The 26,198-nt window shown below is 48.1% G+C and carries 30 protein-coding genes; 7 read left to right on the top strand and 23 right to left on the bottom strand.

The annotated features are described in order from the left end of the window. Positions 1–35 precede the first annotated feature (35 nt). From spoIIIAF to HP568_RS05535, 8 genes are all read right to left on the bottom strand, one after another. On the bottom strand, positions 36–713 hold the full coding sequence (gene spoIIIAF, locus HP568_RS05570; protein ID WP_173628555.1) for a stage III sporulation protein AF: 678 nt from the start codon (positions 711–713) through the stop codon (positions 36–38). Positions 714–721: 8 nt separating this feature from the next. Continuing rightward, a complete protein-coding gene (gene spoIIIAE, locus HP568_RS05565) occupies positions 722–1,918 on the bottom strand; it encodes a stage III sporulation protein AE (protein ID WP_048032531.1) in 1,197 nt (398 codons plus the stop codon). Positions 1,919–1,934: 16 nt separating this feature from the next. Next, positions 1,935–2,324 carry a stage III sporulation protein AD gene (spoIIIAD, locus tag HP568_RS05560; RefSeq protein WP_016739903.1) on the bottom strand — a complete coding sequence of 130 codons (390 nt, stop codon included), beginning with the start codon at positions 2,322–2,324 and terminating at the stop codon, positions 1,935–1,937. A 13-nt stretch (positions 2,325–2,337) separates the two neighbouring features. Further along, positions 2,338–2,541 carry a stage III sporulation protein AC gene (gene spoIIIAC, locus HP568_RS05555; protein ID WP_007725726.1) on the bottom strand — a complete coding sequence of 68 codons (204 nt, stop codon included), beginning with the start codon at positions 2,539–2,541 and terminating at the stop codon, positions 2,338–2,340. Between the two features lie 16 nt (positions 2,542–2,557). Further along, the gene (gene spoIIIAB / locus HP568_RS05550) at positions 2,558–3,076 is read right to left on the bottom strand and encodes a stage III sporulation protein SpoIIIAB (RefSeq protein WP_056492541.1); all 519 of its coding nucleotides are present in this window, start codon (positions 3,074–3,076) and stop codon (positions 2,558–2,560) included. Beyond that, a complete protein-coding gene (gene spoIIIAA / locus HP568_RS05545) occupies positions 3,064–4,026 on the bottom strand; it encodes a stage III sporulation protein AA (RefSeq protein ID WP_173628554.1) in 963 nt (320 codons plus the stop codon). Before spoIIIAA ends, spoIIIAB begins: the two co-directional genes overlap by 13 nt. Positions 4,027–4,165: 139 nt before the next feature. After that, positions 4,166–4,645, bottom strand: a complete 480-nt coding sequence (locus HP568_RS05540) for a CD1247 N-terminal domain-containing protein (RefSeq protein ID WP_048032528.1) — start codon at positions 4,643–4,645, stop codon at positions 4,166–4,168. A 78-nt stretch (positions 4,646–4,723) separates the two neighbouring features. After that, positions 4,724–4,987 carry a YqhV family protein gene (locus HP568_RS05535; RefSeq protein ID WP_007725730.1) on the bottom strand — a complete coding sequence of 88 codons (264 nt, stop codon included), beginning with the start codon at positions 4,985–4,987 and terminating at the stop codon, positions 4,724–4,726. Positions 4,988–5,136: 149 nt separating this feature from the next. Between HP568_RS05535 and comA the strand changes: the two genes are divergently transcribed. Genes comA through HP568_RS05520 form a run of 3 tightly spaced genes read left to right on the top strand, consistent with a single transcriptional unit; the run spans position 5,137 to position 7,163 of the window. Beyond that, entirely contained in the window at positions 5,137–5,958 is an 822-nt protein-coding gene (gene comA, locus HP568_RS05530) for a phosphosulfolactate synthase (protein ID WP_048032527.1), read from the top strand. Further along, entirely contained in the window at positions 5,949–6,665 is a 717-nt protein-coding gene (locus tag HP568_RS05525) for a 2-phosphosulfolactate phosphatase (protein WP_048032526.1), read from the top strand. Before comA ends, HP568_RS05525 begins: the two co-directional genes overlap by 10 nt. Positions 6,666–6,701: 36 nt before the next feature. Next, entirely contained in the window at positions 6,702–7,163 is a 462-nt protein-coding gene (locus HP568_RS05520) for a DUF441 domain-containing protein (RefSeq protein WP_048035783.1), read from the top strand. Positions 7,164–7,217: 54 nt separating this feature from the next. Here the strand turns inward: HP568_RS05520 and HP568_RS05515 are convergent, their stop codons facing one another. The 7 genes from HP568_RS05515 to HP568_RS05485 form a co-directional block, all read right to left on the bottom strand. Continuing rightward, positions 7,218–8,906, bottom strand: a complete 1,689-nt coding sequence (locus HP568_RS05515; RefSeq protein ID WP_173628553.1) for a DUF4179 domain-containing protein — start codon at positions 8,904–8,906, stop codon at positions 7,218–7,220. Further along, complete coding sequence (locus HP568_RS05510; RefSeq protein WP_173628552.1) at positions 8,887–9,456, bottom strand: RNA polymerase sigma factor; 570 nt, start codon at positions 9,454–9,456, stop codon at positions 8,887–8,889. The genes HP568_RS05515 and HP568_RS05510 overlap by 20 nt, the downstream gene beginning before the upstream one ends. Positions 9,457–9,877: 421 nt before the next feature. Next, positions 9,878–10,732 (bottom strand): aminoglycoside 6-adenylyltransferase, encoded by an 855-nt coding sequence (gene ant(6), locus HP568_RS05505; RefSeq protein WP_173628569.1) that lies wholly within the window; start codon positions 10,730–10,732, stop codon positions 9,878–9,880. A gap of 143 nt (positions 10,733–10,875) precedes the next feature. Continuing rightward, positions 10,876–11,433, bottom strand: coding sequence for an elongation factor P (efp, locus tag HP568_RS05500; RefSeq protein WP_048032522.1), 558 nt, complete (start codon positions 11,431–11,433; stop codon positions 10,876–10,878). A 41-nt stretch (positions 11,434–11,474) separates the two neighbouring features. Continuing rightward, positions 11,475–12,545: a M24 family metallopeptidase gene (locus tag HP568_RS05495; RefSeq protein ID WP_173628551.1), complete on the bottom strand. Its 1,071-nt coding sequence runs from the start codon at positions 12,543–12,545 to the stop codon at positions 11,475–11,477. Positions 12,546–12,573: 28 nt separating this feature from the next. Continuing rightward, on the bottom strand, positions 12,574–13,014 hold the full coding sequence (aroQ, locus tag HP568_RS05490; protein WP_007725740.1) for a type II 3-dehydroquinate dehydratase: 441 nt from the start codon (positions 13,012–13,014) through the stop codon (positions 12,574–12,576). A gap of 156 nt (positions 13,015–13,170) precedes the next feature. Next, positions 13,171–13,683 carry a YqhR family membrane protein gene (locus HP568_RS05485; RefSeq protein WP_173628550.1) on the bottom strand — a complete coding sequence of 171 codons (513 nt, stop codon included), beginning with the start codon at positions 13,681–13,683 and terminating at the stop codon, positions 13,171–13,173. Between the two features lie 124 nt (positions 13,684–13,807). On the opposite strand from HP568_RS05485, the gene HP568_RS05480 reads away from it, so the two are divergent. Both HP568_RS05480 and HP568_RS05475 read left to right on the top strand, forming a co-directional pair. Beyond that, positions 13,808–14,755, top strand: coding sequence for a DUF1385 domain-containing protein (locus HP568_RS05480; RefSeq protein WP_048032519.1), 948 nt, complete (start codon positions 13,808–13,810; stop codon positions 14,753–14,755). Between the two features lie 36 nt (positions 14,756–14,791). Then, positions 14,792–15,151 (top strand): hypothetical protein, encoded by a 360-nt coding sequence (locus HP568_RS05475; RefSeq protein WP_173628549.1) that lies wholly within the window; start codon positions 14,792–14,794, stop codon positions 15,149–15,151. Between the two features lie 41 nt (positions 15,152–15,192). Here HP568_RS05475 and HP568_RS05470 read toward each other — a convergent pair whose 3' ends face one another. From HP568_RS05470 to HP568_RS05460, 3 genes are all read right to left on the bottom strand, one after another. After that, positions 15,193–16,122 carry a patatin-like phospholipase family protein gene (locus HP568_RS05470; RefSeq protein WP_173628548.1) on the bottom strand — a complete coding sequence of 310 codons (930 nt, stop codon included), beginning with the start codon at positions 16,120–16,122 and terminating at the stop codon, positions 15,193–15,195. Positions 16,123–16,241: 119 nt separating this feature from the next. Beyond that, positions 16,242–16,673: a transcriptional regulator MntR gene (gene mntR, locus HP568_RS05465; RefSeq protein WP_017247979.1), complete on the bottom strand. Its 432-nt coding sequence runs from the start codon at positions 16,671–16,673 to the stop codon at positions 16,242–16,244. Positions 16,674–16,772: 99 nt separating this feature from the next. Then, a complete protein-coding gene (locus HP568_RS05460; RefSeq protein WP_056493928.1) occupies positions 16,773–17,336 on the bottom strand; it encodes an NADPH-dependent FMN reductase in 564 nt (187 codons plus the stop codon). A 156-nt stretch (positions 17,337–17,492) separates the two neighbouring features. On the opposite strand from HP568_RS05460, the gene HP568_RS05455 reads away from it, so the two are divergent. Beyond that, a complete protein-coding gene (locus HP568_RS05455; protein ID WP_173628547.1) occupies positions 17,493–18,500 on the top strand; it encodes a hypothetical protein in 1,008 nt (335 codons plus the stop codon). 211 nt (positions 18,501–18,711) lie between these two features. Here HP568_RS05455 and HP568_RS05450 read toward each other — a convergent pair whose 3' ends face one another. After that, entirely contained in the window at positions 18,712–20,049 is a 1,338-nt protein-coding gene (locus tag HP568_RS05450; protein WP_173628546.1) for a M28 family peptidase, read from the bottom strand. Positions 20,050–20,364: 315 nt separating this feature from the next. Here HP568_RS05450 and dat point away from each other — a divergent pair, with 315 nt between their 5' ends. Further along, positions 20,365–21,216, top strand: coding sequence for a D-amino-acid transaminase (dat, locus tag HP568_RS05445; protein WP_173628545.1), 852 nt, complete (start codon positions 20,365–20,367; stop codon positions 21,214–21,216). A gap of 58 nt (positions 21,217–21,274) precedes the next feature. Here dat and HP568_RS05440 read toward each other — a convergent pair whose 3' ends face one another. From HP568_RS05440 to gcvPA, 4 genes are all read right to left on the bottom strand, one after another. Then, positions 21,275–22,105, bottom strand: coding sequence for a lipoate--protein ligase family protein (locus HP568_RS05440; protein WP_048032512.1), 831 nt, complete (start codon positions 22,103–22,105; stop codon positions 21,275–21,277). A 71-nt stretch (positions 22,106–22,176) separates the two neighbouring features. Further along, on the bottom strand, positions 22,177–23,256 hold the full coding sequence (locus HP568_RS05435) for an undecaprenyldiphospho-muramoylpentapeptide beta-N-acetylglucosaminyltransferase (protein ID WP_173628544.1): 1,080 nt from the start codon (positions 23,254–23,256) through the stop codon (positions 22,177–22,179). A gap of 98 nt (positions 23,257–23,354) precedes the next feature. Beyond that, entirely contained in the window at positions 23,355–24,824 is a 1,470-nt protein-coding gene (gene gcvPB, locus HP568_RS05430; RefSeq protein ID WP_048032510.1) for an aminomethyl-transferring glycine dehydrogenase subunit GcvPB, read from the bottom strand. Continuing rightward, entirely contained in the window at positions 24,817–26,169 is a 1,353-nt protein-coding gene (gene gcvPA / locus HP568_RS05425) for an aminomethyl-transferring glycine dehydrogenase subunit GcvPA (RefSeq protein ID WP_048032509.1), read from the bottom strand. The genes gcvPB and gcvPA overlap by 8 nt, the downstream gene beginning before the upstream one ends. Between the last annotated feature and the right edge of the window lie 29 nt (positions 26,170–26,198).

The following is a 26,198-nucleotide window of genomic DNA, read 5'->3' as shown; positions in this document are numbered from 1 at the left end:
TCATTGTTTTCACCTCGCTTCACTGACTGTATCCGCTACTGTTTCTCTCTTTCTCTCGATTCGTCTTTGATGACGACCTGACTCTTCGGAAGCCCCCACTCTTTAGCGACATCGTTAGTGATTTGCGCGTAAAGTGGGTTGTCATGTTGAGCAGTTGCTGCAATATCTGATTTGGGATCAGGTTGTACTTCAATGGGGTCGCCAATCGTAATCTCAACAGGCTGGACAGGTTTAATCGGTTCAATCGTGCTCTGCCCTTTTTGCTCTTCCTTGTTCGCGTCACCGACTACCAACTCGATTCGCTCAAGGGTTGGCTGTTCCGGATTTTGCTGATTGACGGTAATCGTGACATCTTCGACTGTTACGCCGTACTGCTCTTTGACACTGGCTTTTACCGAGGACGCTACCTGTGACTGGACGTAAGCAGTCATTTGTTGGTTTTGTTGACCGAGCAGCTTGTCGGTGATGCGTTTCCACTCTGCCGAGGCAGGCTTGTTCAGCTCTTGTTGGTAGCGATCCAAACGAAAGGCCAAATCTTCCTGCGAGAGGCTGAACAGACTGAACACAGGGGAAATGATCGTCAGCAAGAGAATCAAGCCCATCACCATTTTTACGTAGCGTTGCAGTGTCGTATTGGGCAGGATCAGATCGAGGAAGGCAGCCAAAAGGACGAGCAGGATAATTTTTTTCAACCACAGTGTTAACCACGTCATCTCATCACCTACCGAACCATCATGGAGATGTTGCCCGCCGCAATAATGATCGTAATCGCCAGAAAGAACATCAAGCCAACCGTTGCCAAAGCAGCGAAGACAAACAAAAGACTTTTCCCAATCGTACCTAACGCACTGATGATTGGGCTGTTTCCAAGCGGTTGGAGTACGGCAGATGACAGATTGTAGATCAGAGCCAGTACCAGTATCTTCAAAGCCGGAAACGCGCATAGCATGATCAGGATTAAAACTCCTGCCAAGCCCACGGCATTTTTGACCAGTAGCGAGGCATTGAGTACGGTATCTGCCGCATCGGAGAACACACGACCTACTATCGGGATGAAATTGCCCGTGATGTATTTCGCTGTTCGGAGCGTGACCCCGTCCGCAACGGCTGAAGTCGCTCCCTGTATGGAAATGATAGCGAGAAAGATCGTCAGAAATGAGCCAAGGACACCCATTGCAATATTGCGAAGCAAGGTCGCTAACTGTGTGACTTTGTACCTCTCTGAAAACAGGCTGACGATAGAGAGCATCGCAGAAAGAAACAGTAGCGGAAACACGACGTAAGAGATCATCATGCCACTGGTGTTGATCATGAAAATAATCAGCGGGTGAAACATCGTGGCGGATGCCAGATTGCCTACCGAAGCGAGCAGCGCGATGACGAGCGGGATCATGGCCAGCATGAAATCAGACATGTTCGCAATTGCATCTTTTGCATAGGTAATGGCGACATGAAAGCTGTTGATCGCAAGTACCATCAAGACGAGATAAGTAATCGAGTACGCCACTGTCGATACCGCATTGCGTTCAAAGGCGTTCTGCATCGTTTCGAGAATCATCGCGAAGACTGTAATGATAATGATGGAGCTGAGCAGCTTGCCATTCATCAAAATCTCATGAAAGATGAATTTGCCCATACCTTGCAGGACGCCTGAAATACTGAAGTCACCTTGCTGCATGAGGATTTGGATAAAGCCTTCCGATTTCAAGTCGGGCAAGTACCCTTTATAATCGCGCTGCAACTGATGCCAATACTGTTCGACTCGGTCTAGCTGCAAGTGATCGACCTGTTGCTGCACGATTTGATTGATCGGACCGGCTGCGGGTGCAACAGAGGGTGTCATAGCAGCAGACACGGCAACTGGAAACAAGGCAAGAAGCAGGAACAAGAACAGGATCAGCTTGCAAGTGTGTGCCATGGACATCCCACCTCCCTTATGCCGGCAACAAATCGATCACTGTTTCGATAATGATTTGGATGATCGGTACAGCCATAACCAGTATGAGGACTTTTCCAGCGAGCTCGATTTTCGAAGCAATCGCACCTTGTCCAGCATCTCGGGTCATCTGTGCACCGAATTCAGCAATGTAGGCAATTCCGATGATTTTTAGAATCGTTTCCAGAAACACAAGATTCAAATCTGCTTGAACCGCCAATCTTTCCAAAATCCGAATGACATCTGCTATTTTTCCGACGAGAAAGTAAAAGATGATGACTCCGCTCGCGATCGCCAGCAAAAAGGCGAACATCGGCTTCTGTTCCTTAATGACTAGCGCGAGAATTGTAGCCACCAGTCCTAGTCCGACAATTTGTACAATCTCCATCTGGAGCCCCTCCTCAGTTGAACAGGAAGACGCGTTTTACCTCGGAGAACAGATCACCGATGTAATGGGACACCATGTACAGGACAATGATGAATCCGACCAGAGTTGCCCAATGCGCAATATCTTCCTTGCCCGCCTGCTTCAGGACTGTATGCAGGATGGCTGTTATGAACCCTACTGCTCCTATCTGGAAAACAGGTGTCAAATCAAAATCCACTGTGAACACCTCGCCTTTAGAACATCAGGATGACGACCAAGAGTCCACCTAAAAAGCCCAAACTCTTGTACATTTTTTCGTACTTTTCCTGTTCTGCACGAGCCTCCTCTTCCAGCCCTCGCAGGTGGGTTACAGCTAGGCGCAAATGCTTTTGCTGGTCTTCCCGATCGGATGATCCAAGTACCTGACCTAGACTCTCAAGCACCTCTCGCTCTTGTTTGCGCAAGGCGGTTTGGGTCCAGAGTCTATTCATGGCTTGTTGCAAGGCTTCCTCAGCCGAGTGCGCCTTTTCTGTCTGCAAGAATTCAGCCGCCAGAATAAATACTTTCCCTACCTCTTCGGACACACGATGACCTACCTTCACAAACGCCCGCTGTAATGGGGTCATCCCGAACACGATTTCCGTTTCGAGCATTTGCAGAGCTACGAGCAGAGCCCGGAGCTGAACAGGACGATTCGCATAATACTTACCGATCTGCCAACCAACCATCGACGCCGAAAACAGGATGAGTACGGCTCCCATCAGCTTGACCATGCAGCCTTCTCCCTTTCAACCAGGTTCATGCTTTGATCGTAGATGGCCTGGATACTTCCGACACCTTGTGCCCGGCTGAGTACGATATAGCGGGAAAAGGCTCCATATCGAATCAGCTTGCCTAGCATGGGGCGTTCAGCTACCTCCTTGACGCTCGCTCCATGCGCCGAGCAAATGACGGCTACACCTGCATGAATCGCTTCCCAGACTGCGTCGCCATCCTCCGCTCTTCCCACCTCGTCCACAATCAGCACATCAGGAGACATGGAGCGAATCAACATCATCATCCCTACAGCTTTTGGGCAAGCGTCCAGCACATCTGTTCGCGGACCGACGTCTCGTTGAGGAACTCCTTGCAAGCATCCCGCCAACTCAGAACGCTCGTCCACAATTCCTACCTTGCGACTTGAAGACCACTCGCTTCCGTAGCTGATGGTTCGCGCCATATCACGCAACAAGGTTGTCTTCCCGCACTGGGGTGGGGAGATGAGCAGTGTGTTTTGCAATTTGCCATCCTCAAACAAATACGGCATGACCTTCCTGGCCGCGCCTTTTTTCTCGCGGGCAATCCGGATGTTGAAGCTGGTCACATCTCTGATTCCCTTCACTTCACCTTTGTCCAGCACCACTTTCCCCGCAATGCCAATACGATGACCGCCAACCACCGTGATGTAACCCCTTTTCAACTCTTCTTCCAAGGCATAGAGAGAATGCTGGCTGACCTGGTTTAAGAGCTTTGCAGCCTCTTCTGCTGAAAATTGCCAACCTTGCGCGGAGATCGAGGTGATTTGCCCCGACGGTGTCACATAGCTAGATTGTTGGCCAAACCGGACTTCTAGCGGCTGGTTTTGCCGAAGCCGAATCTCTTCCAGATTCTCTCTTACCGCGATAGGAAGGGCCGTCAAAATCGTGCGTAAAGTTGCTGGCAATATCGTCAAGATCTCATTCATCAGGTACCCTCCTTTTGCAGCGCATTCTGCCTCTGTCCACTTTGACTTACCTCCATCCTATGCAGAGGTGGACGAGATTTATGCAAAAAAAATAGCTTGCTCTCGTGCTAGACGCGAGTGCAAGCTTTTCCTATTGGGATCAGCAATTATCCGTTTTCTTGTTATCCACCGGCTCTATTATATAGTGTCTGAAACCTTCCTCATCTTTGCCCTCGTGCAGATAGATTTCTTTCTGGCAGCTAGGGCATGCGAACTCATAGGTTGTATCGAGATGGGGATCTACTTGTCCTTCAAACAGTTGGGCATCTTCATCATCATCCAAATCGTAGAAAGCCGCGTACTCGTCGTCATCATCCTCACAATCGACAACGGTTTCGTACAAGTCATCATCATCTTCAAAAAGGTAGAGCTCAATGTCCTCTAAATCTTCATCCAAGGCCTCCACATAATCCTCTGTCTCTTCCACTCGCGCGTGAAGCTCTCGTAGCTGACCCTGCACCTCATTTAGAATCTCAATCATCTCTACCATAATTTTTCCTTCGGGGCTCTTCTCCCCCACTTCCAACCCATCTGCTAGCCCTTGCAAGTATGCGATTCGATTCGCCAATGATTCTGGCATCCACATTCCCTCCCATCCAATCTCTCCACATATCGTTCCCCATCGTGCTTGCATTTACCAATGGAAGGAAATGGTTAACTACTTGCGGACGCCAATCAAGATGCAGGAGATCCCCACCAGAATCCAGGCAATTTTGGCAAAGCTAACCCGATCCGACATGCCCAATAAACCGATTGTCGTAGTGGTGATCAAAATGATTGGCCCGACAATCGCAAGACCCGAATTAATGAGCAGTGCTTTTTCGACCTGGTTCACTTTCAAAATGAGCAAAGCTGCAATGATCTCGATACTGCCTGAGAAGACCCTAAGCGCCGCCATACCCATAATTGCTTTTTCCAACATACCGTCTCGTCCTCCCCTCCTTTCACTCTATGCCTGTACCACATCATTTCAGCACTTTTTGCATAACCTCTATAGGCTTTTGCCCTCACTCCTCTCCTCCACTGGGCATACACTGAACCATACGCCTAGAAGAAATGAGGAACTTGCCGATGGTAGAGTGTGATCAATCGTTTTTGCCTGACAGCTGGGCAAACCCGTCCGGGCAAATCCGAGAGAAGCCCCGGGCGAAGGGCTTAACCATGGTCATTGACAAAGGCCTTGGACTTACCGCTTATTCCGACTTGTTAGCGCTGGCTGCTCCCTATATCGATCTATACAAACTCGGTTTTGGCACCATCGCTCTGTATCCCCTCGAATTACTCAACCAAAAATTGACCCTAGCAAAACAAAATGGCGTACAAATCATGCCAGGAGGAACTTTTTTTGAAATTGCCATCCGTCATAATACGATTGCCGATTATATGAAGCTGATTCGCTCCCTCGGTTTTACGGCGGTCGAAATATCCGATGGAACGTTCCCTTTATCCTTCGCACAACGTCAGGAAGCCATCAATTACGCGTTAGACAATGATCTGGTGGTCTACACGGAAGTCGGGAAAAAAGCTGCCGATTATCGCACTTGTCGAGAAGAATTACTGGAGACGCTTAGCTTCGACCTGCACAATGGTGCCAGTCACGTTATTGTGGAAGCGAGAGAGAGTGGGACCGTCGGCGTTTGTGACGGGGACGGCAATATTGACGATTCCTTCGTCTTAGACATTGTCGCGGCGGCCAAAGAAAAAGCCTCCCGCCTGATCTGGGAAGCCCCACAAAAAGATCAACAGGTCTGCTTCATCAAAGCCATTGGCAGCGACGTTAATCTCGGAAATATTGCCTATACGGATGTATTCTCTGTGGAGACGCTACGACGAGGATTGCGCGGCGATACAGCCCTACTCATGGACAGAGGGAGGTTTTATCCGTGCGAATAGAAGTGGTGCCGACCGTGGAAGAAATTCGTTTTGAACAGATCAGCAATCATGTTGTCGTTGTCATCGATGTGCTTCGTGCCTCCAGTACGATTGTCACCGCATTAGGCAATGGATTTCGTAGCGTCATCCCGGTCGAAACAATTGGGCAAGCGAACTCCCTCCGCACGGGCGACTGTGTTTTGGCTGGTGAACGTCACTGTAAGAAAATCCCGGAATTCGACTGCAACAACTCACCAACCGAAATTGCAGCTCTGGGGAAAACGGGAAGCCAGCTTATTCTCACCACGACGAACGGGACACGCGCGATCCAAAAAGCAGAACGTGCCTCTGCTCTCTTGATTGGCTGCTTCTTGAATGCCACTGCATGCATGCGGCACGCTCTTTCGTATCATCTCGATATTACACTGTACTGTGCAGGTACCCGGTCGGAATTCGCTCTGGAAGACGGTCTGGCTGCTGGCTTGATGATTGCCCAGGCACAACAATCGTTACCGAGCATCCAAATTTGTGATTTGGGTGAAGTCCTAAAAGCGAGCTACCTTTACTACGCAGGAAAACTGAGCGAGCTATTACCCCACACAACAACAGGAAAAAGGCTCGTCCAGCATCATCTGGCAAGCGATATACGGTACTGTGCTCAAGTCGATCAGTATCAAATCGTTCCCTATATCAAGGAGAAACGCATACTCCCACACCTTGTCTCATAATGTGAAAGGAGAACAGGGACAGGGGTTATGATGCCAATGATGTCTGGAGAAGTGATGCTCGTCATCCTGATCGTTATCGGTCTTATTGGGCGTTCACCGATTATTGCCACTGCCGCGAGTATATTGTTGGTGTTGAAGCTAACGGCACTGGAACGTTTTTTCCCGACGGTGGAACGTCGTGGGCTGGAGCTAGGCCTGCTTTTCTTGACGATTTCCGTACTGGTTCCATTCGCCAGCGAAAAAATATCGTGGAAGGACGTCACCCCACTATTCACGACGGTAGTCGGACTGACAGCACTAGCTGGTGGAGCGATTGCCACCTGGATGAATGGGAAAGGACTTGACCTCTTGAGGTCTGAACCGCAAATGGTTGTCGGTCTGGTGATTGGGTCGATCATCGGTATTGTGTTTTTCCGAGGCATTCCCGTCGGACCTTTGATGGCTGCCGGGATTACAGCGTTTGTGTTGAAGCTGTGGGAGTGGTTTGGAAGCAGATAACATGTGAAATCCCCCTCTTTTTGGCATAGGAGGGGGATTTGTTTTCGTTTTGATTTAGCGTTTGCCAGTCGTTTGGAATGGGACTTCCCAATTCATTCCCTGATACTGACGCAATTGCATCAAATGCTCCAGATTCAGAGTTTTCGGCAGCTTTTCTATGTCACGGATAAAGAACGTACCGCTGACATGTACACGCCCGTCCTTGTCTCTCTTGAATGATTGTCTGACGAGCAATTTGTAATCTTGCTTGGCATCACCTTGCGCTTTCCATTCAATTGCCCTGATGACGCCCTCTGGAAGAACAGCCGTGTACGGGATAATCGCACCTTTCCCCTTGTACGTATGTTCCCCTATTTTTTCCTCGCCCTCCGTCGTTTTCAACGTAACGCCTGAAAAGGTGTACGTGCTGTCATGACTCGTTACGGTTACCTTTTCCTTGCCCAGCTTCTCAACAGGTATGCTTGCTTGAAACTTCGCCGGCTCAAACAGGTACAGGGAGTGCAGCCTGAAAGTATACGTTTGGTCGTCAGCCAAAGGCGCGATGCCATTCAACTTCGTATATCGTTTCCCCTCGTCATGCAGCTGTCCTCGGTAACCGGGAGATACCGTGTTTTTGCGAATTTGATTGATTTCATCCCCGGCAAGGGCATCATCCCATCCCGCTACCACTTTTCCTTTTTCATCCAAGATCTCATAGGCCAATCCGATGTCTACGAAATATCTCTCCACGCGCTCTGCATCCGTGAACCCATCTGGTGCGTTTTCCTTTACGACCCAACCATTTTCTTCTTTTATTTTTTGAACCTGCTTCGCTCGCTCTTCCGTCCACGTTGTCTCCAATTCAATCAAACTAACACTAGGCACAGTCTTAATGTTTTGCAACGCTACCTTAATTCCATGCGGGGTCATGAAATCTTTCCCGATCGTAGTTTCATTTGCTGCCGCTCTCGCCTTTTTCAAATCCACTGGAAACTCCATCTTCCAGTTGCCTTCTTTTCCATCCAGCATCGTTGCGTCGACGCCAACAACCATTTCATCCAGTTGCGTCTTACTTTCTTTTAGGAATTGGAAGATATCATGACTAATGACAAGATATTCGCCTTCCTCCCCGATGCTATAGCCCCCTCCATCTGGATTGAGCTCTTCACCTGACTTCGTTTTATACGTGAGGTTCACATCGATTTTACCCGGTTCAAACGGGATCCGCTTGCCATTTTGATCGACGACTTGAGCGAAGATAGCCATTCGCACCGGATCAGCAACTACTTCTTTCACATTCAATGTAATTCCTTGATCCGTCACCTTTTTATTGATTTCTTGGACATAACCCTTCTCTGCTGCCTGCTTCATTCCTTGGTCGATGCCTTGTATGGATTGTATGACACTGTTTACGTAGCTCGCAAAAGTCGGAGACACCATGGACCCAAACGTAATGATTGCCGTGACACTCGCTACTGCTAACGCTGTTTTCTTCAAAATGTTTACACTCCTTTTTTTCCAGTTTGGCTTTGGTTTTGGCAATTTCACTTGCTCTAACGCTGTCATCACCTTTGAAGTAAAATCTGCGGGCAACGCACTTGGAACGTGCAGGCTCGGGAACTCCTCGCTGCTATCCTCTTCCTCCATCAATCGATTCTGACAGAGCAGGCACTCTTCGACATGTCGTTCCAGCAGTCTAGATTCACCTGCAGATAGCTCATCAGTCAAATACTTGCGCAACTCTTCAGTTTTGGAGCAATTCATAGATAGCAGCACCTCCTGACATTTCTTGCGCGATACTAGCCCGGAGCTTTTTCTTGGCGTGATGGATACGCATTTGTACAGTTGTAACCGGAACATGCAAAATTTCGCTAATCTCTTTGTAGCTCATCTGTTCCAAGTATTTCAGCAAAAACACAACCCGGTATTCTTCACCCAACGCCATGATTTGCTGCTGCAAGGTATCTTGCTTTTCTTTTTCCAAATATGCTTTTTCGGGTGTATCGGATTCAATCAGTCTTGTCTCTTCCAAAGGTGTTTTGGCGTAATGCTTGTTCTTGCGCCACGCGTCTATACACAGGTTGGACGCAATCCGATACAGCCAGGCCAAAAAAGCATCTGTCGGCTTATATTTATCCAGTTGACAGTACGCTTTGATGAAAGCCTCTTGTGTCAGGTCTTGGGCATCCTGCTGCTGCCCCGTCATTCGATAAAGATAGCTGTATAATCGTTCTTTGTACTTGTCGACCAGGTACGCGTAGGCATCCCGATTCCCTTTTTGTACCTGTTGTATGAGCAACCAATCATCCTGCAAAGGAAGTCCTCCCATTTCAAAAAAGTTCGCTGCGCAGCGTTCGTTTTGGCAGGCTCGTATGGATTAACGGATCAACTTGTATTTTCTTTCCAAAAATGATTACTTTTTTAAAAAAAGTTTGAGCCAACATGGTGGAGGAGAAGAAAAAGCACAGTTCTCTTCGACTCTGACACGCCAGCATGGGGGGTCACTGGCCGTCTACACTTAAAAAAGGGGACCGTCGAGCCAAAGCCACCCTACGGGCGGAAGAATCTCAAAGAAGAAGTGTTCGACAAGCGTAGTCCCCTTTTTTAAGTTCCGACTGGGTAGGCGTTGTCAAGGTCTACGAGCTCTGTGCTTTTTCTTCTCGCCAGCTTTTTTGATCGATTGATACCATCCAAAAAGAAAACCGCCCTTGATAAAGGCGGTCGAGTTCCATCCATTACTTCCAAGAATGGTAGATATTTTCCGCATACTTGGTAATGGCTTCATCGTAAGCTGGGTACGGATATCCGAGACTTTCTGCCACTGCTTTTGAGTACTTTCGAAAGAGCTCATAGCAAGTGAATAACGATTCCCACATGTCTGCGTAGCTATTTTCGCGATAACTGGATAGTAAGGAATCCCAATCTTCTTTTGGAAGATGGTGATCGATAAATTTATAATTTTTCCCGACACTAAACGTAAACCCTTTCTCACATCCGATTTGCCAAGCCATCATGCGGAGCAAATTCGGTCGGGCAATTTCGTTGAGATGGTCGATCGCAAACAGGATTTCTTTTCTCGCCAGACCTTTGACAACGTACGTAGAGACCATCCAAAATTCATTACAGCAGTCATCAAACTCTCTAGCAGTTGGCTTCCGGGTCCAATATTGATGATCGGAAGGGAGCACCTCGTGTTTGATACGCTCGTCCTTATCCAGCAAAACCTCTACCAGACCGTCGCTATCTGCAAAATACGGCTCTGTCTCATCTAACGGAATCAGCGTCAGATCTACTTTATTTCCATCCTCAAATAGCATGAGATAGGAAAACCAATTCCCTAACTCGGACGGAAAAAGCTCCATATCCTCCGGTTTTTGCATCATGATCCGATTCCCAAAAACATCGAGCCATTGATCATTTTCCTTGAAAGAATCCATCTCAGTCACAAAATACGAAATATCATAATCTTGGAATGGATCAGCGGGTATATTTTTGTTCGTACGTGACCCTTCCAAAGTTACCAAGCGGATTCGATCATCCTTCCTGGCGAAATCGATCAGCATGCTCATCATTTCTTGTTCCGTTCTCAAAGCCATACCCCTCCACCCTACTATTTCTCCGTATCACTTAATGTAGTGCAATTACATAATTTTTACAATATGGTATCAATAAGAGAAGCACATAAAAAAAGCTGCACCCATTTGGGCACAGCTTTTTCTAGCAATCCGTACTTTTACGCGCGGGAAACATATGCTTCCGTACGAGTATCGATGATCAGACGCTCTCCTTCTTCTACGAAGAGTGGAACGTTTACTACGAAACCAGTTTCCAAGGTTGCTTTCTTTGTTACGTTAGAAGCAGTGTCACCTTTTACACCTGGCTCACATTCTGTTACAACGAGTTCAACCGTATTCGGCAATTGAATACCGATTGTTTCTCCGTTGTACTGCATGATTTGCACGTTCATGTTTTCCTTGAGGAAACGCAGTTCACGCTCGATTTGATTGTGAGTGAACGTCATTTGCTCGTATGTTTCCGTATTCATGAAAGTGTACTCGTCTCCGCTCGCATACAGGTATTGCATGGTGCTGGATTCGATGCGGGCAGGGTTAACTTTTTCACCGCCACGGAAAGTCATTTCCGTCGTGTTGCCATTGCGCAGGTTGCGCAGTTTGGAGCGAACGAAAGCCGCACCTTTACCTGGTTTTACGTGTTGGAATTCTAGCACGGTATAAATATTGCCATCCACTTCGATTGTCAAACCGGTACGAAAATCGTTTACAGAGATCATGGTAGTCCTCCCAAATCAATCAATAACAGAATAAGTATAAATTACACAGGCAAAATGAGCAACTCTTTCGTGGACTTGTTCAGGTTCTCATGACCATCAGCTGTAATCCACACATCGTCTTCGATCCGAACGCCACCAAGTCCGGTTACGTAAATGCCTGGCTCCATCGTTACGAGCATACCTGGCTCCAATACGAAGGTACTTACAGTCGACAGCCCTGGCAGCTCGTGAACTTCCAGTCCGAGACCGTGACCTGCGCTATGTCCATAGGCATCGCCATAGCCTGCTGCTGTGATGATATCTCTCGTTGCTGCGTCAGCGTCTTTTGCAGATACACCTGGCTTCAGTGCTTCTAAACCCGCGAGCTGGGCACGCAAAACGATTTCGTAGATTTCACGCATTTTCGGGTCTGGCTCTCCCACGGACAACGTGCGTGTGATATCGGAATTGTAGCCTTGATAAGCAGCACCAAAGTCGAGCGTAACCATTTCCCCTGCCTGAATCACTTTCTCAGAAGCTCGTCCATGTGGCAGAGCACCGCGCGCACCTGACGCTACGATCATATCAAAGGCAGAGCCTGTCGCTCCTTGTTTGCGCATGAAGTATTCCAATTCCAAAGCAACATCGGATTCACGCACACCTGGCTTGATGTAGCCTTGAATATGCGTAAATGCCGCTTCCGCGATACGAACCGCTTCACGAATAATAACCATCTCGGATTCGTCTTTAAACATGCGGATTTTTTCAAGCAGACCACTTGTTGGCACCAGTTCTACTCCGTCAAATCCTTTGTTCCATTCCTGATAGGTGCTAAAGGACACGCTGCTCTCGAATGCCAAGCGCTTGATCCCTTTTTCTTGCAGAAGCTTTGCCATCGCTTCAACAGCTTTTCTCTCGTTATTTATCACCGTAAAATCAGGTGCTTGTTCTTGCGCTTGTTCCACATAGCGGAAGTCTGTGACGAGAAACGCCTCTGTTTCGGTGACAATCACCCATCCCGTTGATCCGGTGAAACCACTCAAGTAGAAGCGATTCTCTGTTTTTTCGGTAATAAACGCCTCTGCTCCAACTTGTGTAAGTGCCTCACGTAATTTATGCAGACGTTGTTTCATGGCAGCTTTTTCCCCTTTTTGAATGCTATTATTTTTTTTCGATTTTACGGACGAGCGCCCTTAGTGCCCATTCATATCCATCGATCCCCAATCCGACAACTTGTCCAATCGCGATAGGAGCGATGACGGAGTGATGGCGAAATGGTTCCCGTGCATGAATATTGGAAATATGTACTTCAATCGTTGGCAGAGCCACACTGGCCAATGCGTCTCGGATCGCATAGCTGTAATGTGTGAATGCCCCTGGATTGATCAAGATGCCGTCATGGACACCTCTCGCCTGATGAATCGCGTCGATGAGGACACCTTCATGATTCGATTGGAGATGCTCAAGCTTTCCGCCCAACTCATCCATGACACCCGTCAGGATTGTCACCACATCCTCCAGCGTTTCCCTTCCGTAAACATCCGGCTCTCTTGTCCCCAATAAATTCAGATTGGGCCCATTCAGTAACAAGACGGAAGTCATCGACCATTCCTCCCCCATATTTTACAGTCTTCGAAAAAAGTTTTTTTACTAATGAAACATTTTACCACAAGCCGTCCTGGTTCCATAGTGGGCATTCATCTATACAACATTTCGAATATTGTTACATCCATTTTGACAAGGAATGGAGAAATCCTCCTACCTTGTGGACTCATTCCATGTATGATTCTCGTCTGATTGCTCGAGTATGATGGTCATCCCAATGAACAAGCCAAACGTCAAATACCAAGCGGCTTCCGTACTTAAAGTGGCCACCTCCCAATTTTTAATATGGAAGAAGAAACCCGCTATCACAAACATGACTGCCCCGTATACGAGTCCCAACCACCACGCACGGATCCGGCTAAAAAGCAAGCTGAACACAAATGAAGCAACGGCTGTTTCCACGAACAACACGATACCGCCAAAGCACACGCTCGCAAACGTATTTTCGTCCTCGATGCGGATAAAGGGACGTGCAAAGGCTCCAACTCCATATGGAGTCATGTTCAAAAAGTGAGCCATCAAACGAACAAACCCCCAAATAATCGTTCCCCAGAAGGCGACCTCCAAAATCTTCGAAGTGGAGATTCTTTTACTCCCTTGCCTGCCTTCTTCTGTATGGGATACGCGCGCTTGCTTGTGCTTCCGCCCTGTTTTGCTTATTTCCATTTCCATCACCTCTGTTCTCTAGTATGCTCTTCCTCTAAGCTTTTCACTTTCGCTTTACATTTGTTGGAAAAATACGAACTCCTTGTAGCTTCAAGTCGCCATTTCCGTTAATATAGTGGTAAGGATGGTGATAGTATTGGCGCAACAAAACGTACCTAGCTACGGCGGTCAGGCCGTCATCGAAGGTGTTATGTTCGGTGGCAAAACCATGACTGTTACGGCTGTTCGCAAAAAAAATCATGAAATTGAGTATTTTGAATCCCCAAGATCGGAATATAAATGGATTACTACGCTGAAAAAAATTCCGTTTTTGCGTGGGATTGTTGGTTTGGTCGAAGCCAGCGCCAATGGGGCCAAACATCTCAACTTCGCCTCTGAACAATACAGTATAGAGTCTGGAGAAGAGGTTTCTGAAAGTCCATCGAAGCTCACCATGATTTTAGGTGTTGCTGTTGTCGGGGTACTTTCCTTCCTGTTCGGGAAATTCGTATTTACACTCGTTCCCGTTTTCCTGGCAGACTTTTTACTCGGAAAATGGGTACCGGATGGCGTTCCACAAACGTTGGCTGAAGGCGGATTTAAAATCTTGCTCCTCCTCGGCTACATTACAGCGATTGCACAAGCGCCGTTGATTAAAAGGCTCTTTCAATACCACGGAGCCGAGCATAAAGTGATTAACGCATTCGAATCCGGGGTAGAATTAACAGTAGCGAATGTACAAAAATTTTCCGCTCTGCATTATCGTTGTGGGAGCAGTTTTCTCATTTTCTCAGTGTTTGTCGGTGTCGTGATTTACTCACTGTTCAGTTATGACTCCCTGACGGAGAGGGTCGTACAGCGCATTGTTCTTTTGCCACTGGTAATCGGCGTCTCTTATGAGGTTTTGCAGTGGACAAACAAGCTCCGTGATGTACCAGTCCTACGTTACCTTGGTTATCCAGGATTGTGGTTGCAAAAGATCACGACTCGTGAACCAGATGACAGCCAAGTCGAGGTAGCCATCGCTTCCTTCCAAAAGATGCGGGAGCTTGATCAGAAGCACGTGCAGGAAAGAATGGTTACGACCGGATAACGTGAGGCATTTTTATTCCCATAGAGGTGAAGCCCTATGTTACGCCGTATTCCACCAGTGATTATGATAGTGATCGTATTGGCGATTTACGGATTTTTGATAACACTCATCCAAGATCCTGTCAGTACGATTATCATCTTGGGATTATCCGTTGTACTTTTCTTGGTCGTGCGCAACTATTTACAAACTGGCTCCTTCTTTTCACTAGGCGCTGGGGCGGGCAAACCTAGACAACCAAAGGTCAAGGTGAAGCCAAAGCCCTCCATTGCTCGGCAAGCAGTGAAAAAGCAGTCGACTACCCCGCGAAAGGATCATCCGTTTCGTGTGATCGAAGGCAGCAAAGGGAAGCCAAAAGAGAAACAAGACGAAAAATCGCAAAATAATATCTCTCACTAAAAACAAAAACAGGTTGCCTGAAATGGCGACCTGTTTTTTTATTAGACCAGCATTTTCGGAGAGCTATTGCGAAACACCTTGACGTAATCTTCAAAATCCCATTGTGCCAAAAATTTGTGAGCGGCTGCCTCCCCTGACTCAAACAATTGTTGCCGCATTTCTTTTGACAGTTGAAACTGAGTAGTCCTCACCCCTAATGTATGAATGAAAATCGTCCGAACGGCTTTTGCCTTTTCCACAAACAGACGGTCATGGGCATCAAGCATGGTCGCCAGCAATCCCCGAGAGAAGGAAAAAAGACCCTTGATGCTAGTCGCTTCTCTCTTGTCCTGATCATCACTCAGGCGAAAACCAATCGTCGGCCACCGGGGAGTCCCCGGTACATCAAATAACCACACGGGGTAATTGCTCAATAAAGCACCATCGACGATGTAGTGCACATGTCCAGCACTTGTCAGCTTTGCAGGCTGAAAAAAGAATGGAATCGAGGAAGACATACGAACGGCCCGTGCCACTGGAAAATGATCGGGTTCCACACCATACCGTGCCAAATCGTCGGGTAATATAAGCATTTTTCCGTCCGTGACATCAGATGCGACAACTTTCAGCTTGCCAGGAGGAAGATCTCCGAATGTTCGTACTCCTTTTCGTAGTAACAACTCCTCTATGAACAACTCGATTCGATCTGCTCGATAAATCCCTTCCCGCACGACTAGCTCATAGATTGGTCCGATGAGAGGGAGCCTGCCCAGTCCTGAGCGCTTGAGAAAGTGAAGGTAATCCAGCTCTTCAAAGATCGGTTTCAATTCATGGCTGGAATAGCCTGCGCCGAGCAAAGCTGCAACAATAGAGCCTGCCGAGGTACCAGCGAGCCTTTCCCATGTGTATCCATTCTCCTCCATGACTCGCAAGGCACCGATAAAAGCGATTCCTTTTACGCCGCCACCTTCAAAGACCGCATCCGCTTTCACCTTGTTTCCCCTCCCTAAAATTCCTCCCCATTTCCATGTATAAGACGACAGCTTTTCCGTTACCACAAAGAAAAACGCAAGCCTGGTCGGCTTGCGCTATAATACGATAACGATATAGACTATTCCTCTTTTTGCTCATCTAACAAACGAATGTTACGAAGCTCTTCTATACGTTTTGGATCTGCCTCGAAGTACTGAACCAGATACTCCAGGCATGTAATCGATTCCCAGCTCAGATGGTGCTCGATTCCTTCCACATCCTGATAAATATGCTCTTCATCCAAGCCAATGATCCGCATAAATTCTTCCAGAAGACTGTGACGATCCACTAGGCGTTTTCCGATTTTCTTCCCTTTTGGAGTCAAGACAAGCCCACGGTATTTTTCATAAACGAGATACTTGTCTTTGTCTAGCTTCTGAACCATTTTCGTGACCGAAGAGGGATGTACTTCCAACGCTTCAGCAATATCGGAGACACGAGCATAGCCCTTTTCTTCAATTAAGTTGTAAATGCGTTCCAAATAGTCTTCCATACTCGGCGTCGGCGGCATTGTGAACCCCTCATTTCCAAACCGTTATTTCATCTAGCCAAAAAAGGCACGTAGAAATATGATACCGTGTAATGAGAAGCATTTGCAAGAGAAAAGTACCTATCGCAGCTGTTTTTCTGGTGTTTGGTTCATCATTTGGACATATTGGACGAGTTGTTGACCCAACTGCTCCATGCGCGCTTGCAGACGCTCATCCTTTAGCTTGCCTTCTGGTGTAAAGGCATTGTAAGCACTCGGGATGGAAGGACTAGATGGCAACGGCCATGCATGCAGATTGCGCATGATTAACTGCAACGTGTTGACCGTGTTCGTAGCACCCATGCTTCCCCCAGCTACGCCAATGATGGCAACCTGCTTATCACGCAAAATGCGCCCTTCCAGGAAGTCAATGGCATTTTTCAAAGCACCTGTCATTGTGCCATGGTATTCAGGCGAACCGATCACAAGTCCATCCGCTTCAGAAACCGCTTTGACAAATTGATGGACAATTTCAGGGTACGTACTGGTATCATCACGATCATCATACAGCGGCAGCTTCCAGTCCGCGAGATGAATCATTTCAACATCGGCACCTGCAGCCTTCGCTGCTTCGAGTACAATATGAACCGCTTGTTTTGTCGTAGAATTGGCATTCATGCTTCCGGCTATTCCTACAATTTTCATGGTTTCACCCCATCAATAATCTAAATACTGGTATGATCATCATTATATTCCAATAAGTATATTTTGTAAACATTTATGTTTATTTAATATCATCTGTTCTGAACAGACCTGTTTGTCTCATACACTTGTACCAAGTTGCAAGTGAGGATGATGCCTATGGACAAAGTCGCTTGGCATATCGCCGTGCTTTTTGCAGGGTCTGCGTTAGGCGGATTCTACTTGGGTGGATATGAGTGGCTACGCTTTTTTACTTATTTCGGTTCCTGGGGGACAATCGGCATAGCACTTGCGGCTCTTGGCCTCGGCTGGTTCGGCGTCCAGTTGTTGACCTTTTGCCATCGCAAGCAAATTGGCTCCCTCTACGAGCTGTACTACGTATTGTGTGGCGAAGCATTCGCTTCCAGCCTATCTGTCATCACCCACATTCTGCTATTGGGCTATACAGGAGTCATGCTTGGCCAACAGGCGGATTTCCTTTTGGAGGAGCTCTCTCCTCTATGGTTCATCCTTTTGACCATTGTAGCCATCTTCTTTATCATAAATCGTTGGAGATGGATTGTCACTGCAACAGCCATATCTCTATCCATCGGTTTATTATTATTCGGATTGATTTTCAGTGCACAATCCCATGTCCCAATGCCAAGCTTAGGTTATCAATTGAATGTGAACTGGCTGATTCACGCCGTATTTTTCCTTGCCTTGCATTTTCTTATCAGCTTGGCTACGACTCTACCTCTTGCAGTACGTGCGTCCCACGAGCGAACTGTTCGAACGGGGGCCATCATCGGAGCTGGAATCTTCCTTTTGTTCACAATGTTAGGTCAAGCTATCCTTCTTGCCCACTGGCACGATGCCCACGCCTCTGTACTGCCTATCAAACAAATTATGGTTCAAATGATGACCGGTGGCGATTGGCTTCTCGCTATCCTCTCACTTGTACATGGTGGAGTCATTGTCGCAGCCCTACTCTACTCGCTGACACATCCCATTGTGACACGTCAACATCTACAAATGCAGCCACTGATTGTCGTCATGCTGCTTACCGTATTTGTATTCGCTCTCCTTACACTCCTTGTTCCGTGGAGTATGTCTGCAATCGCCAGCGCAGCGACCTATTGCGGCATGTTCTTAATGGGCTGGTACGTTTGGAAGCATCAGAATTGACCTGATGGTATACTCGTAGCTCCTGTGGTCAAGACAAATCTTGGCCACTTTTTTTTCGCATTATAGGATCGCATTCAATATACCAATCAGTACTAAAAGTACAAGGATAAACACCAAAATATTTAATGGACTCATCGTCACGTAGTCCTCCTCTATATGGTTGCTTCCCCTCATTTTACCACAAACGAAAAACGTCCCCCGAAGGAGACGCTTACTGTAAAGCCTCACTTTCCGCTCTCAGCTGTCCACCATTTGGAGAACCCATCGGATAAGCTGGCGTTGTTTGATCCGTAATTTTGTGAATCGCTAAAAGTACCGCTTTCGTCGCCGTGGCGATTTGTTCCCAATCCAATTGCGCCAAGGAGTCATCTGTTGCCTGTACCGTCCCTGCACTCGTCAAAAGTGCCGTAGGAATGCCTGCGGCTACCAAAAAGCCCGCGGCACCGTTTCGTTCACGCGTCCCATCCTTATCAGGAGGAGACACCCCCGCTGCTCTCAGCAGTTGGATAGGCAAATTTTCGTTGCCCAGTGAATTGGTAGCAACGAGCTCTGCCTTTTGACTCCCCACCCCATCGACATAGAAGGCTGCTATCATGGCTTGTCGGTCCTTGGCTGATAAGGCATTCGCATAAGCTATCGGGCCTCTGCTTCCCGATGTAACCGCGCCAAAGCTTACGAACCTCACTTCCGTATCAATCGGCTTGTCAGCCATATTACGCGCTATCTCTAGCAAGGCCGCTACACCGGAGCCATTGTCATTTGCCCCAACTGATAATCCAGCGGAATCATGGTGAGCAGATACCAGGACGACCTGACCGGTGTCGTTTTGATTGGGCTTTCGACTTGCCACGATATTATACGAAGTTTGCTTAATGGTTGCGGCTCCTTCTACCTTGACGGTTCCCTTTACGGGTCGCTTGTCCATGATGCGTTTTTGGAGCCTCGTGCCATCCGCCTTGGACAAAGCAATTACAGGAACAGCGATATCCAAGGGTTCGCCCAGTGAAGCATTCCACCCTTCCTCTCGATCATTCCAGATGATAAGAGCAACGGCTCCAGCAGCCGCTGCTTGGCGAACTTTTTCTCCGAACGGAATCTCACCTCGCTTGACCAAGGCAATCTTCCCCCGGGATGCCTCATTCGCAAAATCAACCGCTCTTCCCAAGCCTGCATTCACTACTTCTGCTGTCGCGGTTCCATTGATCCCAAAAGTAAATCCGCTCACTGTCCAGTTTTGACCCGGCCATTCTTCTATCGTCAGTGATAGAGTAGTAGGCTTTCGGTACGTATAATAAGAAAACGGATCGAGCTTAGTCTTGTACCCGTAAGATCGAAGTGTATTTTCCACATAGACAGCTGCAGCAAATTCCGTTTCAGTAGCAGGTGGACGGGCCGTTCTCGCCAGTTGCTCGACATGGCTGTACAAGCGTTCACTATCGATCCAATCTTGAGCTTCCACGGCATGAGCACGATGTGAAAGGAAAGGTAACGGCAATATCGTTCCACAGACAAGCAAGGCACATAGCGCATAATGACGGACGGATCGCATGGCATTCTCCCTTTCCTTCGCTCTTTGCATTTATTATGGGCGGTTACGACAAACTGAGTCTAGTCAGAATAGTTAGTCAAATAACTTCATCCTGCGCCATCCCTGGACAGCTTTCGCTTTCTTTTGCCCAAAACGTCGATATTTCGCGTGACTCCCTTCCATATGAATTCTTAATAGAAAGGGGCTTTACTCCGTAAAATTATTGATAAAGAAAAGGCGACTTTCAAATTGACCGATGTCCTTGCCTTTTGCTAAGGTGGAATCAACAAAATACCGTTTGAAAGAAACGGATTGGAATCTTGAGGGGGAAGTACCATGCTCTATGTAGATGGCAAATGGGTAGAAGAAGGACAAGTCGCAGTTCATCCAGAAGACCGCGGTTATAACTTTGGGGATGGCATATATGAGGTAGTACGCATTTATAAGGGGCGCATGTATCAATGGGATGGACATCTTACCCGTTTGTTTCGAAGTGCCAAAGAAATAAAAATGGAGCTTCCTTGGAGCGAAGAAGAGCTGACAGACTTAGCGAATCAGCTCATGTCCAAAAACAACATCACGGAAAATGATGACGCCAGCCTTTACTTGCAAGTATCTCGTGGCACCTCTCCGCGTGTACACGATATTCCGTCTGGTATCAAGCCTGTGATCATGGGCTTTGTCCGTCGCAAGGACCGCCCTGTCGCCGATATGAAAAAAGGCTGGTCCGCTCAACTCATCGAAGATATCCGCTGGCTGCGTTGCGATATTAAAACACTCAATCTGCTAGGGGCTGTTCTTGTCAAACAATACGCAAAGGATGCAGGTGCCCAAGAATCGATTTTGCACCGTAACGGCGTTATCACAGAGTGCAGCTCTTCCAATTTGTTCGTCGTGAAAAATGGCAAGCTGTATACGCATCAAGCTGACAATCTGATCCTGCACGGAATTACCCGCCAAGTGGTCATTGATTTGGCTCGGGACAATGGCATCACTGTTCATGAAGAAGCATTCGACATTGCTTTCTTGAAGCAAGCCGATGAAGTATTCCTCACCAGCACGACCGCGGAAATCATGCCGCTCATCTCGGTAGATGGCGTTGCTGTGGGCAACGGAAAGCCGGGACCAGTCGTTCTTACGCTACAAGATTTGTTTGAACAGCATATCAACACAAGTGTACTCGTGTAATGAAAAAAAGCTCTCCCGGTATGCAGCATATACATCCGAGAGAGCTTTTCTTTATGGTTTAACGACGCAGATTCCATTCGTCTGTGGCATAGCGCGTCTTAACGAGTTCTTCTGCCAACGCGAGTTCTTCATCGGTAAGCTTTGAAGGGATCAGCTCCACTTCCAATCCGGATGCAAAGCCTTTCGAGAACGCCTCGATGGATTCTTGGAGACTGATTGGCCGAGGGCTTACTTCGTTGATCGTCACTGCTTTTTGTCGGAAACTATCGATCATCCGTTGTTTTACCCGCTCCGATGGGAAATGCAAGAGCGAGAATAGCAAATCTACGTCCATATCAAGCAGAATAGAGCCGTGCTGAAGAATAACACCCTTTTGTCTGGTCTGAGCGCTGCCCGCTACTTTTTTCCCCTCTACCACGAGCTCATACCAAGAGGGCGAATCGAAGCAGGCGGATGATCCTGGCGAATTGTACTTTTCCTTCTCCTCTTCACTTGCCAAGGAGACCATTTCCGCCGAGAGTCCAAGGTTTTGGAATCCGTGCAGCAGTCCCAGACTGATGATTTTGTAGGCTTCCGTCACACTCGAAGGCATTTTCGGATGGTCTTCGGATACGATGACACTGTATGTCAGCTCCTGATCGTGGAGAACAGCACGCCCTCCTGTCGCTCTGCGAACAAAGCCCAGTCCTCTATTTTGAACTTCCTCCAGGTTGATTTCCTTGATGGCCTTCTGGAAATAACCAATTGACAGTGTCGCCGGGTCCCACGTGTAAAAACGAACGGTCGGGGGAACCTTGCCCTCACTGTGCAACTGCAAAATTGCTTCATCTACTGCCATATTCATCGCGGGTGACATTGCTTCCGTCACGATATAGCGCCACTGTTCCATCTATGTACCTCCTCATTCACAACGCCTTCATTGTACGCTTCTGGCATGAAGGACGGCAAGCTTTTGATGGGCTATTTTGCGCGGGCTGTTTCCTGCAAAATGGCCAAGACCTGCGCCAATGCATCTGTTTTCTTCTCATTCTCTTCGCGCATTCGCCGCAAGAGGGACTCCCTGCTCTTTTGCAAGTCATTCACCGCTTGAAAAAAGCGATCATCCGTTAGCTCTTCTTCCAGCAGAACATGACATAAGCCCTGCCTTTCAAAGGACTGTGCATTTAAAATCTGATCGCCCCGACTTGCTGCACGGGACAACGGTATCAAAAGCATTGGCTTTTGCAGGGCTAAAAACTCATAAATCGCATTGGAGCCTGCTCGTGACACGACAAGATCAGCCATCGCCAACAAATTGGGTAATTCCTCCTGGACATACTCGAATTGCTTGTAGCCTGCCACCTGAATCGTTTCATCTACTTGATTTTTGCCACAAATATGTACAATTGAAAAATGCTCAAGCAAAGCAGTAAGCGAATGGCGTACTGCCTCGTTTATTCTTCGTGCTCCCAAACTTCCACCCATGACAAGCAGGACAGGTTTCTTTGCAGAAAAGGAGCAGGATACCAGGCCCGCTTCTCTTCTCCCCTGCTTCAGCTCATCTCGCACAACTGCACCTACGTGAATCCCTTTGTTTTTCGGCACTTTCGAAAGCGTATCTGGAAATGTTACGCACACCTTGCTGGAAAAAGGGACCGCCAGCTTGTTTGCGAGACCGGGTGTCAGATCGGATTCATGGATAACAACAGGAAGACGGTTTAGCCACCCCCCAAATACGACTGGCACGGAGACGAAGCCCCCTTTGGAAAAAATCACATCCGGCTTCCACTTGCCGAGAAAGCGAGAAGCTTGCCAAATGCCTTTGAGGACTCGCAGCGGGTCACTCATGTTTTTCCAATCAAAGTAACGTCGCAGTTTTCCTGAAGAAATGCCAACATAGCGGACATCCGGATGGCTGGCGACCAGCTCTCGTTCGATCCCTGTCGCAGAACCAATGTAGGCGACTTCCCAACCCAGCTTGATAAAGTGGGGGATGAGTGCAAGATTCACAGTGACATGTCCTGCCGAACCACCACCGGTAAACACAATCCTTTTCTTCATTCGGCTCGAACCCTCCCCTGCCTCTTCTTCCCTCATGATAGCACCAATCCGAAAGAAAAGCCGCCCGTAACAACAGGCGACTTTTCTGGAATCTAGAATTATGCTTGCGGTTGATAACGCAGGATTGGCTTTCTTGCCGCTGTCGCTTCATCCAAACGTTTGACTACAGTAGTATGAGGAGCTTCCTGAACGATTTCTGGTGTTTCCTCGCACTCGCGGGCGATTTGCAGCATCACGTCGATGAACTCATCGAGCGTTTCTTTTGTCTCGGTTTCGGTCGGTTCGATCATGAGGCACTCGTCGACGATCAATGGGAAGTAGATCGTTGGCGGGTGATAGCCGAAGTCGAGCAAGCGTTTTGCAATGTCGAGCGTGCGTACGCCCAGCTTCTTCTGGATTACACCAGACAGGACGAACTCATGCTTGCAGACGCGATCAAATGGCAGATGATAAGCCGTTGCCAGACGACGCATCATGTAGTTGGCGGAGAGCACCGCATTTTGAGAAACTTGCAGCAAGCCTTCTGGACCCATGGTACGGATGTAGCTGTACGCACGAACGAGAATACCGAAGTTTCCGTTGTAGCCTTTTACGCGACCGATGGAAGCCGGACGATTGCTGTCCCAGTAGAAGCTTCCGTCTTCCTTTTTCGCTACGATTGGTGTAGGCAGGAATGGCTCGAGAATTTTTTTCACGCCGACCGGACCTGCACCTGGACCACCACCGCCGTGAGGCCCTGTAAACGTTTTGTGCAAGTTCAGATGCACCACGTCGAAGCCCATGTCTCCCGGACGGGCAATTCCCAAAATCGCGTTCGCATTCGCACCATCGTAATACAAGAGGCCGCCAGCTTCATGAACGATTTTCGCCATTTCCACAATATCTTCTTCAAACAATCCGAGTGTGTTCGGGTTCGTCAGCATCAAAGCAGCCGTGTCAGGTCCTACTGCATCACGCAACGCTTGAATGTCAACCAAACCACGCTCGTCAGATGCGATGGTTACAGTATCCAAACCAGCTACAGCAGCAGATGCCGGATTCGTACCATGTGCGGAGTTCGGCACGATTACTTTGGTACGATGTCCTTCCCCTCGGCTCTCGTGGTAGGCACGGATCATCATCAGACCTGTCCACTCACCCGCAGCACCAGCCGCTGGTTGCAGGGTAACTGCGTCCATGCCTGTAATTTCACCCAGTTCTTCTTGCAGGTTGTACAACAGCTCCAATGCGCCCTGTACGGTTTCTTCCGGTTGGTACGGATGTGTCTGCGCGAAGCCTGCGTAACGAGCAACATCTTCGTTGATTTTTGGGTTGTATTTCATCGTGCAGGAACCAAGCGGATAGAACCCATTGTCTACCCCGTGGTTGCGACGAGACAGTTCGGTATAGTGACGAACCAATTGCAGCTCAGATACTTCTGGCAGCTCAGCCGGCGTTTCGCGTATGAGGTGCTTTGGCAAAAGGCTTGCTACTTCTACTTCTGGAACATCCAATGCCGGCAAATTGTAGCCCACACGGCCTGGTTTGCTCATTTCAAAGATCAGTGCTTTCTCCTGGTCGTTACGCACGTGTGATCGCCTCCAATTCAGCCGCCAATGTGTCGATTTCTTCTTTGGTACGTAGCTCGGTTACTGCAAGCAAGGTATGATTCGCAAACTCTGGATAGTCGAGACCGAGATCATAACCCCCGATCATTCCAGCAGCCAACAGACCTTTGTTCACTTCTGCAACTGGTTTGTTCAGCTTCACGACAAACTCGTTGAAGAATGGAGAAGTGAATACGATCTCCAAGCCTTTTGCTTCCAGGGCATTTTTGGCGTAATGAGCTTTTTGCAGGTTCATCATCGCCATTTCTTGTACACCCTGCTTGCCGAGTGCTGTCATGGCAATGGAAGCAGCCAATGCGAGCAGCGCTTGGTTCGAGCAGATATTGGAAGTCGCTTTTTCACGACGGATATGTTGTTCACGCGCTTGCAACGTCAATACGAAGCCACGTTTGCCATTTTCGTCCTTCGTTTGACCGACGATACGACCTGGCATTTTGCGCATCAGTTTGGTTGTGGTAGCAAAATATCCGCAATGTGGTCCGCCAAAGGATGCTGGAATACCGAATGGCTGCATGTCGCCAACTACGATATCTGCGCCCAATTTGCCCGGCGCCTCCAATACACCCAGAGCAAGCGGATTGGAGGATGTGATCAACAGTGCGCCTTTTCCGTGCGCAATAGGTTCAATCGCTCCCAAGTCCTCTACATTTCCGAAGAAGTTCGGATACTGCACGATGACCGCTGCTGTGTTTTCATCAACAAGCGCTTCCAAAGCCGCTGTATCTGTAACGCCATCGCTGTTGATACCTACTTCAACCAGCTCAACGTTTTGTCCATACGCATATGTTTTCAAAACACCACGCGCTTCCGGATGTACAGCGCGGGAAACGATTACGCGCTTTTTGCCAGTGTGACCTGCAGCCATCATCGCTGCCTCTGCCAAAGAAGTCGCGCCGTCATACATCGAGGAGTTAGCTACCTCCATGCCAGTCAGCTCACATACCATCGTTTGGAACTCAAAAATAGCTTGCAGCTCACCTTGGCTGATTTCTGGCTGATAAGGTGTATAAGCAGTAAAGAATTCCCCGCGGAGCAGCATGTGATTGACTGTGCTCGGCGTGTAATGTTGATAAACACCCGCACCCAGAAAGTTAACATGCGTGCTGAAGTTTACGTTTTTATTTGCGAGGCGTGTAAAATACTTCACCAAATCTGGCTCGGAAAGTGCTTCTGGAATATTCAAAGCACCTTTGAAACGTACTTCTTCCGGAATATCAGCAAACAATTCTTCTATACTCGAAATGCCGAGGGTTTCCAGCATTTCGCGCTTGTCCTGATCAGTTTGGGGCAGGTAGCGGTATTTCACGGACGTTGTCCTCCTCTAAAAGGATGTAT

It is taken from the genome of Brevibacillus sp. MS2.2 (assembly GCF_013284345.1).
In the GTDB taxonomy this organism is placed as follows: Bacteria; Bacillota; Bacilli; order Brevibacillales; family Brevibacillaceae; genus Brevibacillus; species Brevibacillus brevis_C.
Note: the sequence above shows the minus strand (reverse complement) of the source record. Positions and strands in the feature narration are given on the sequence as shown.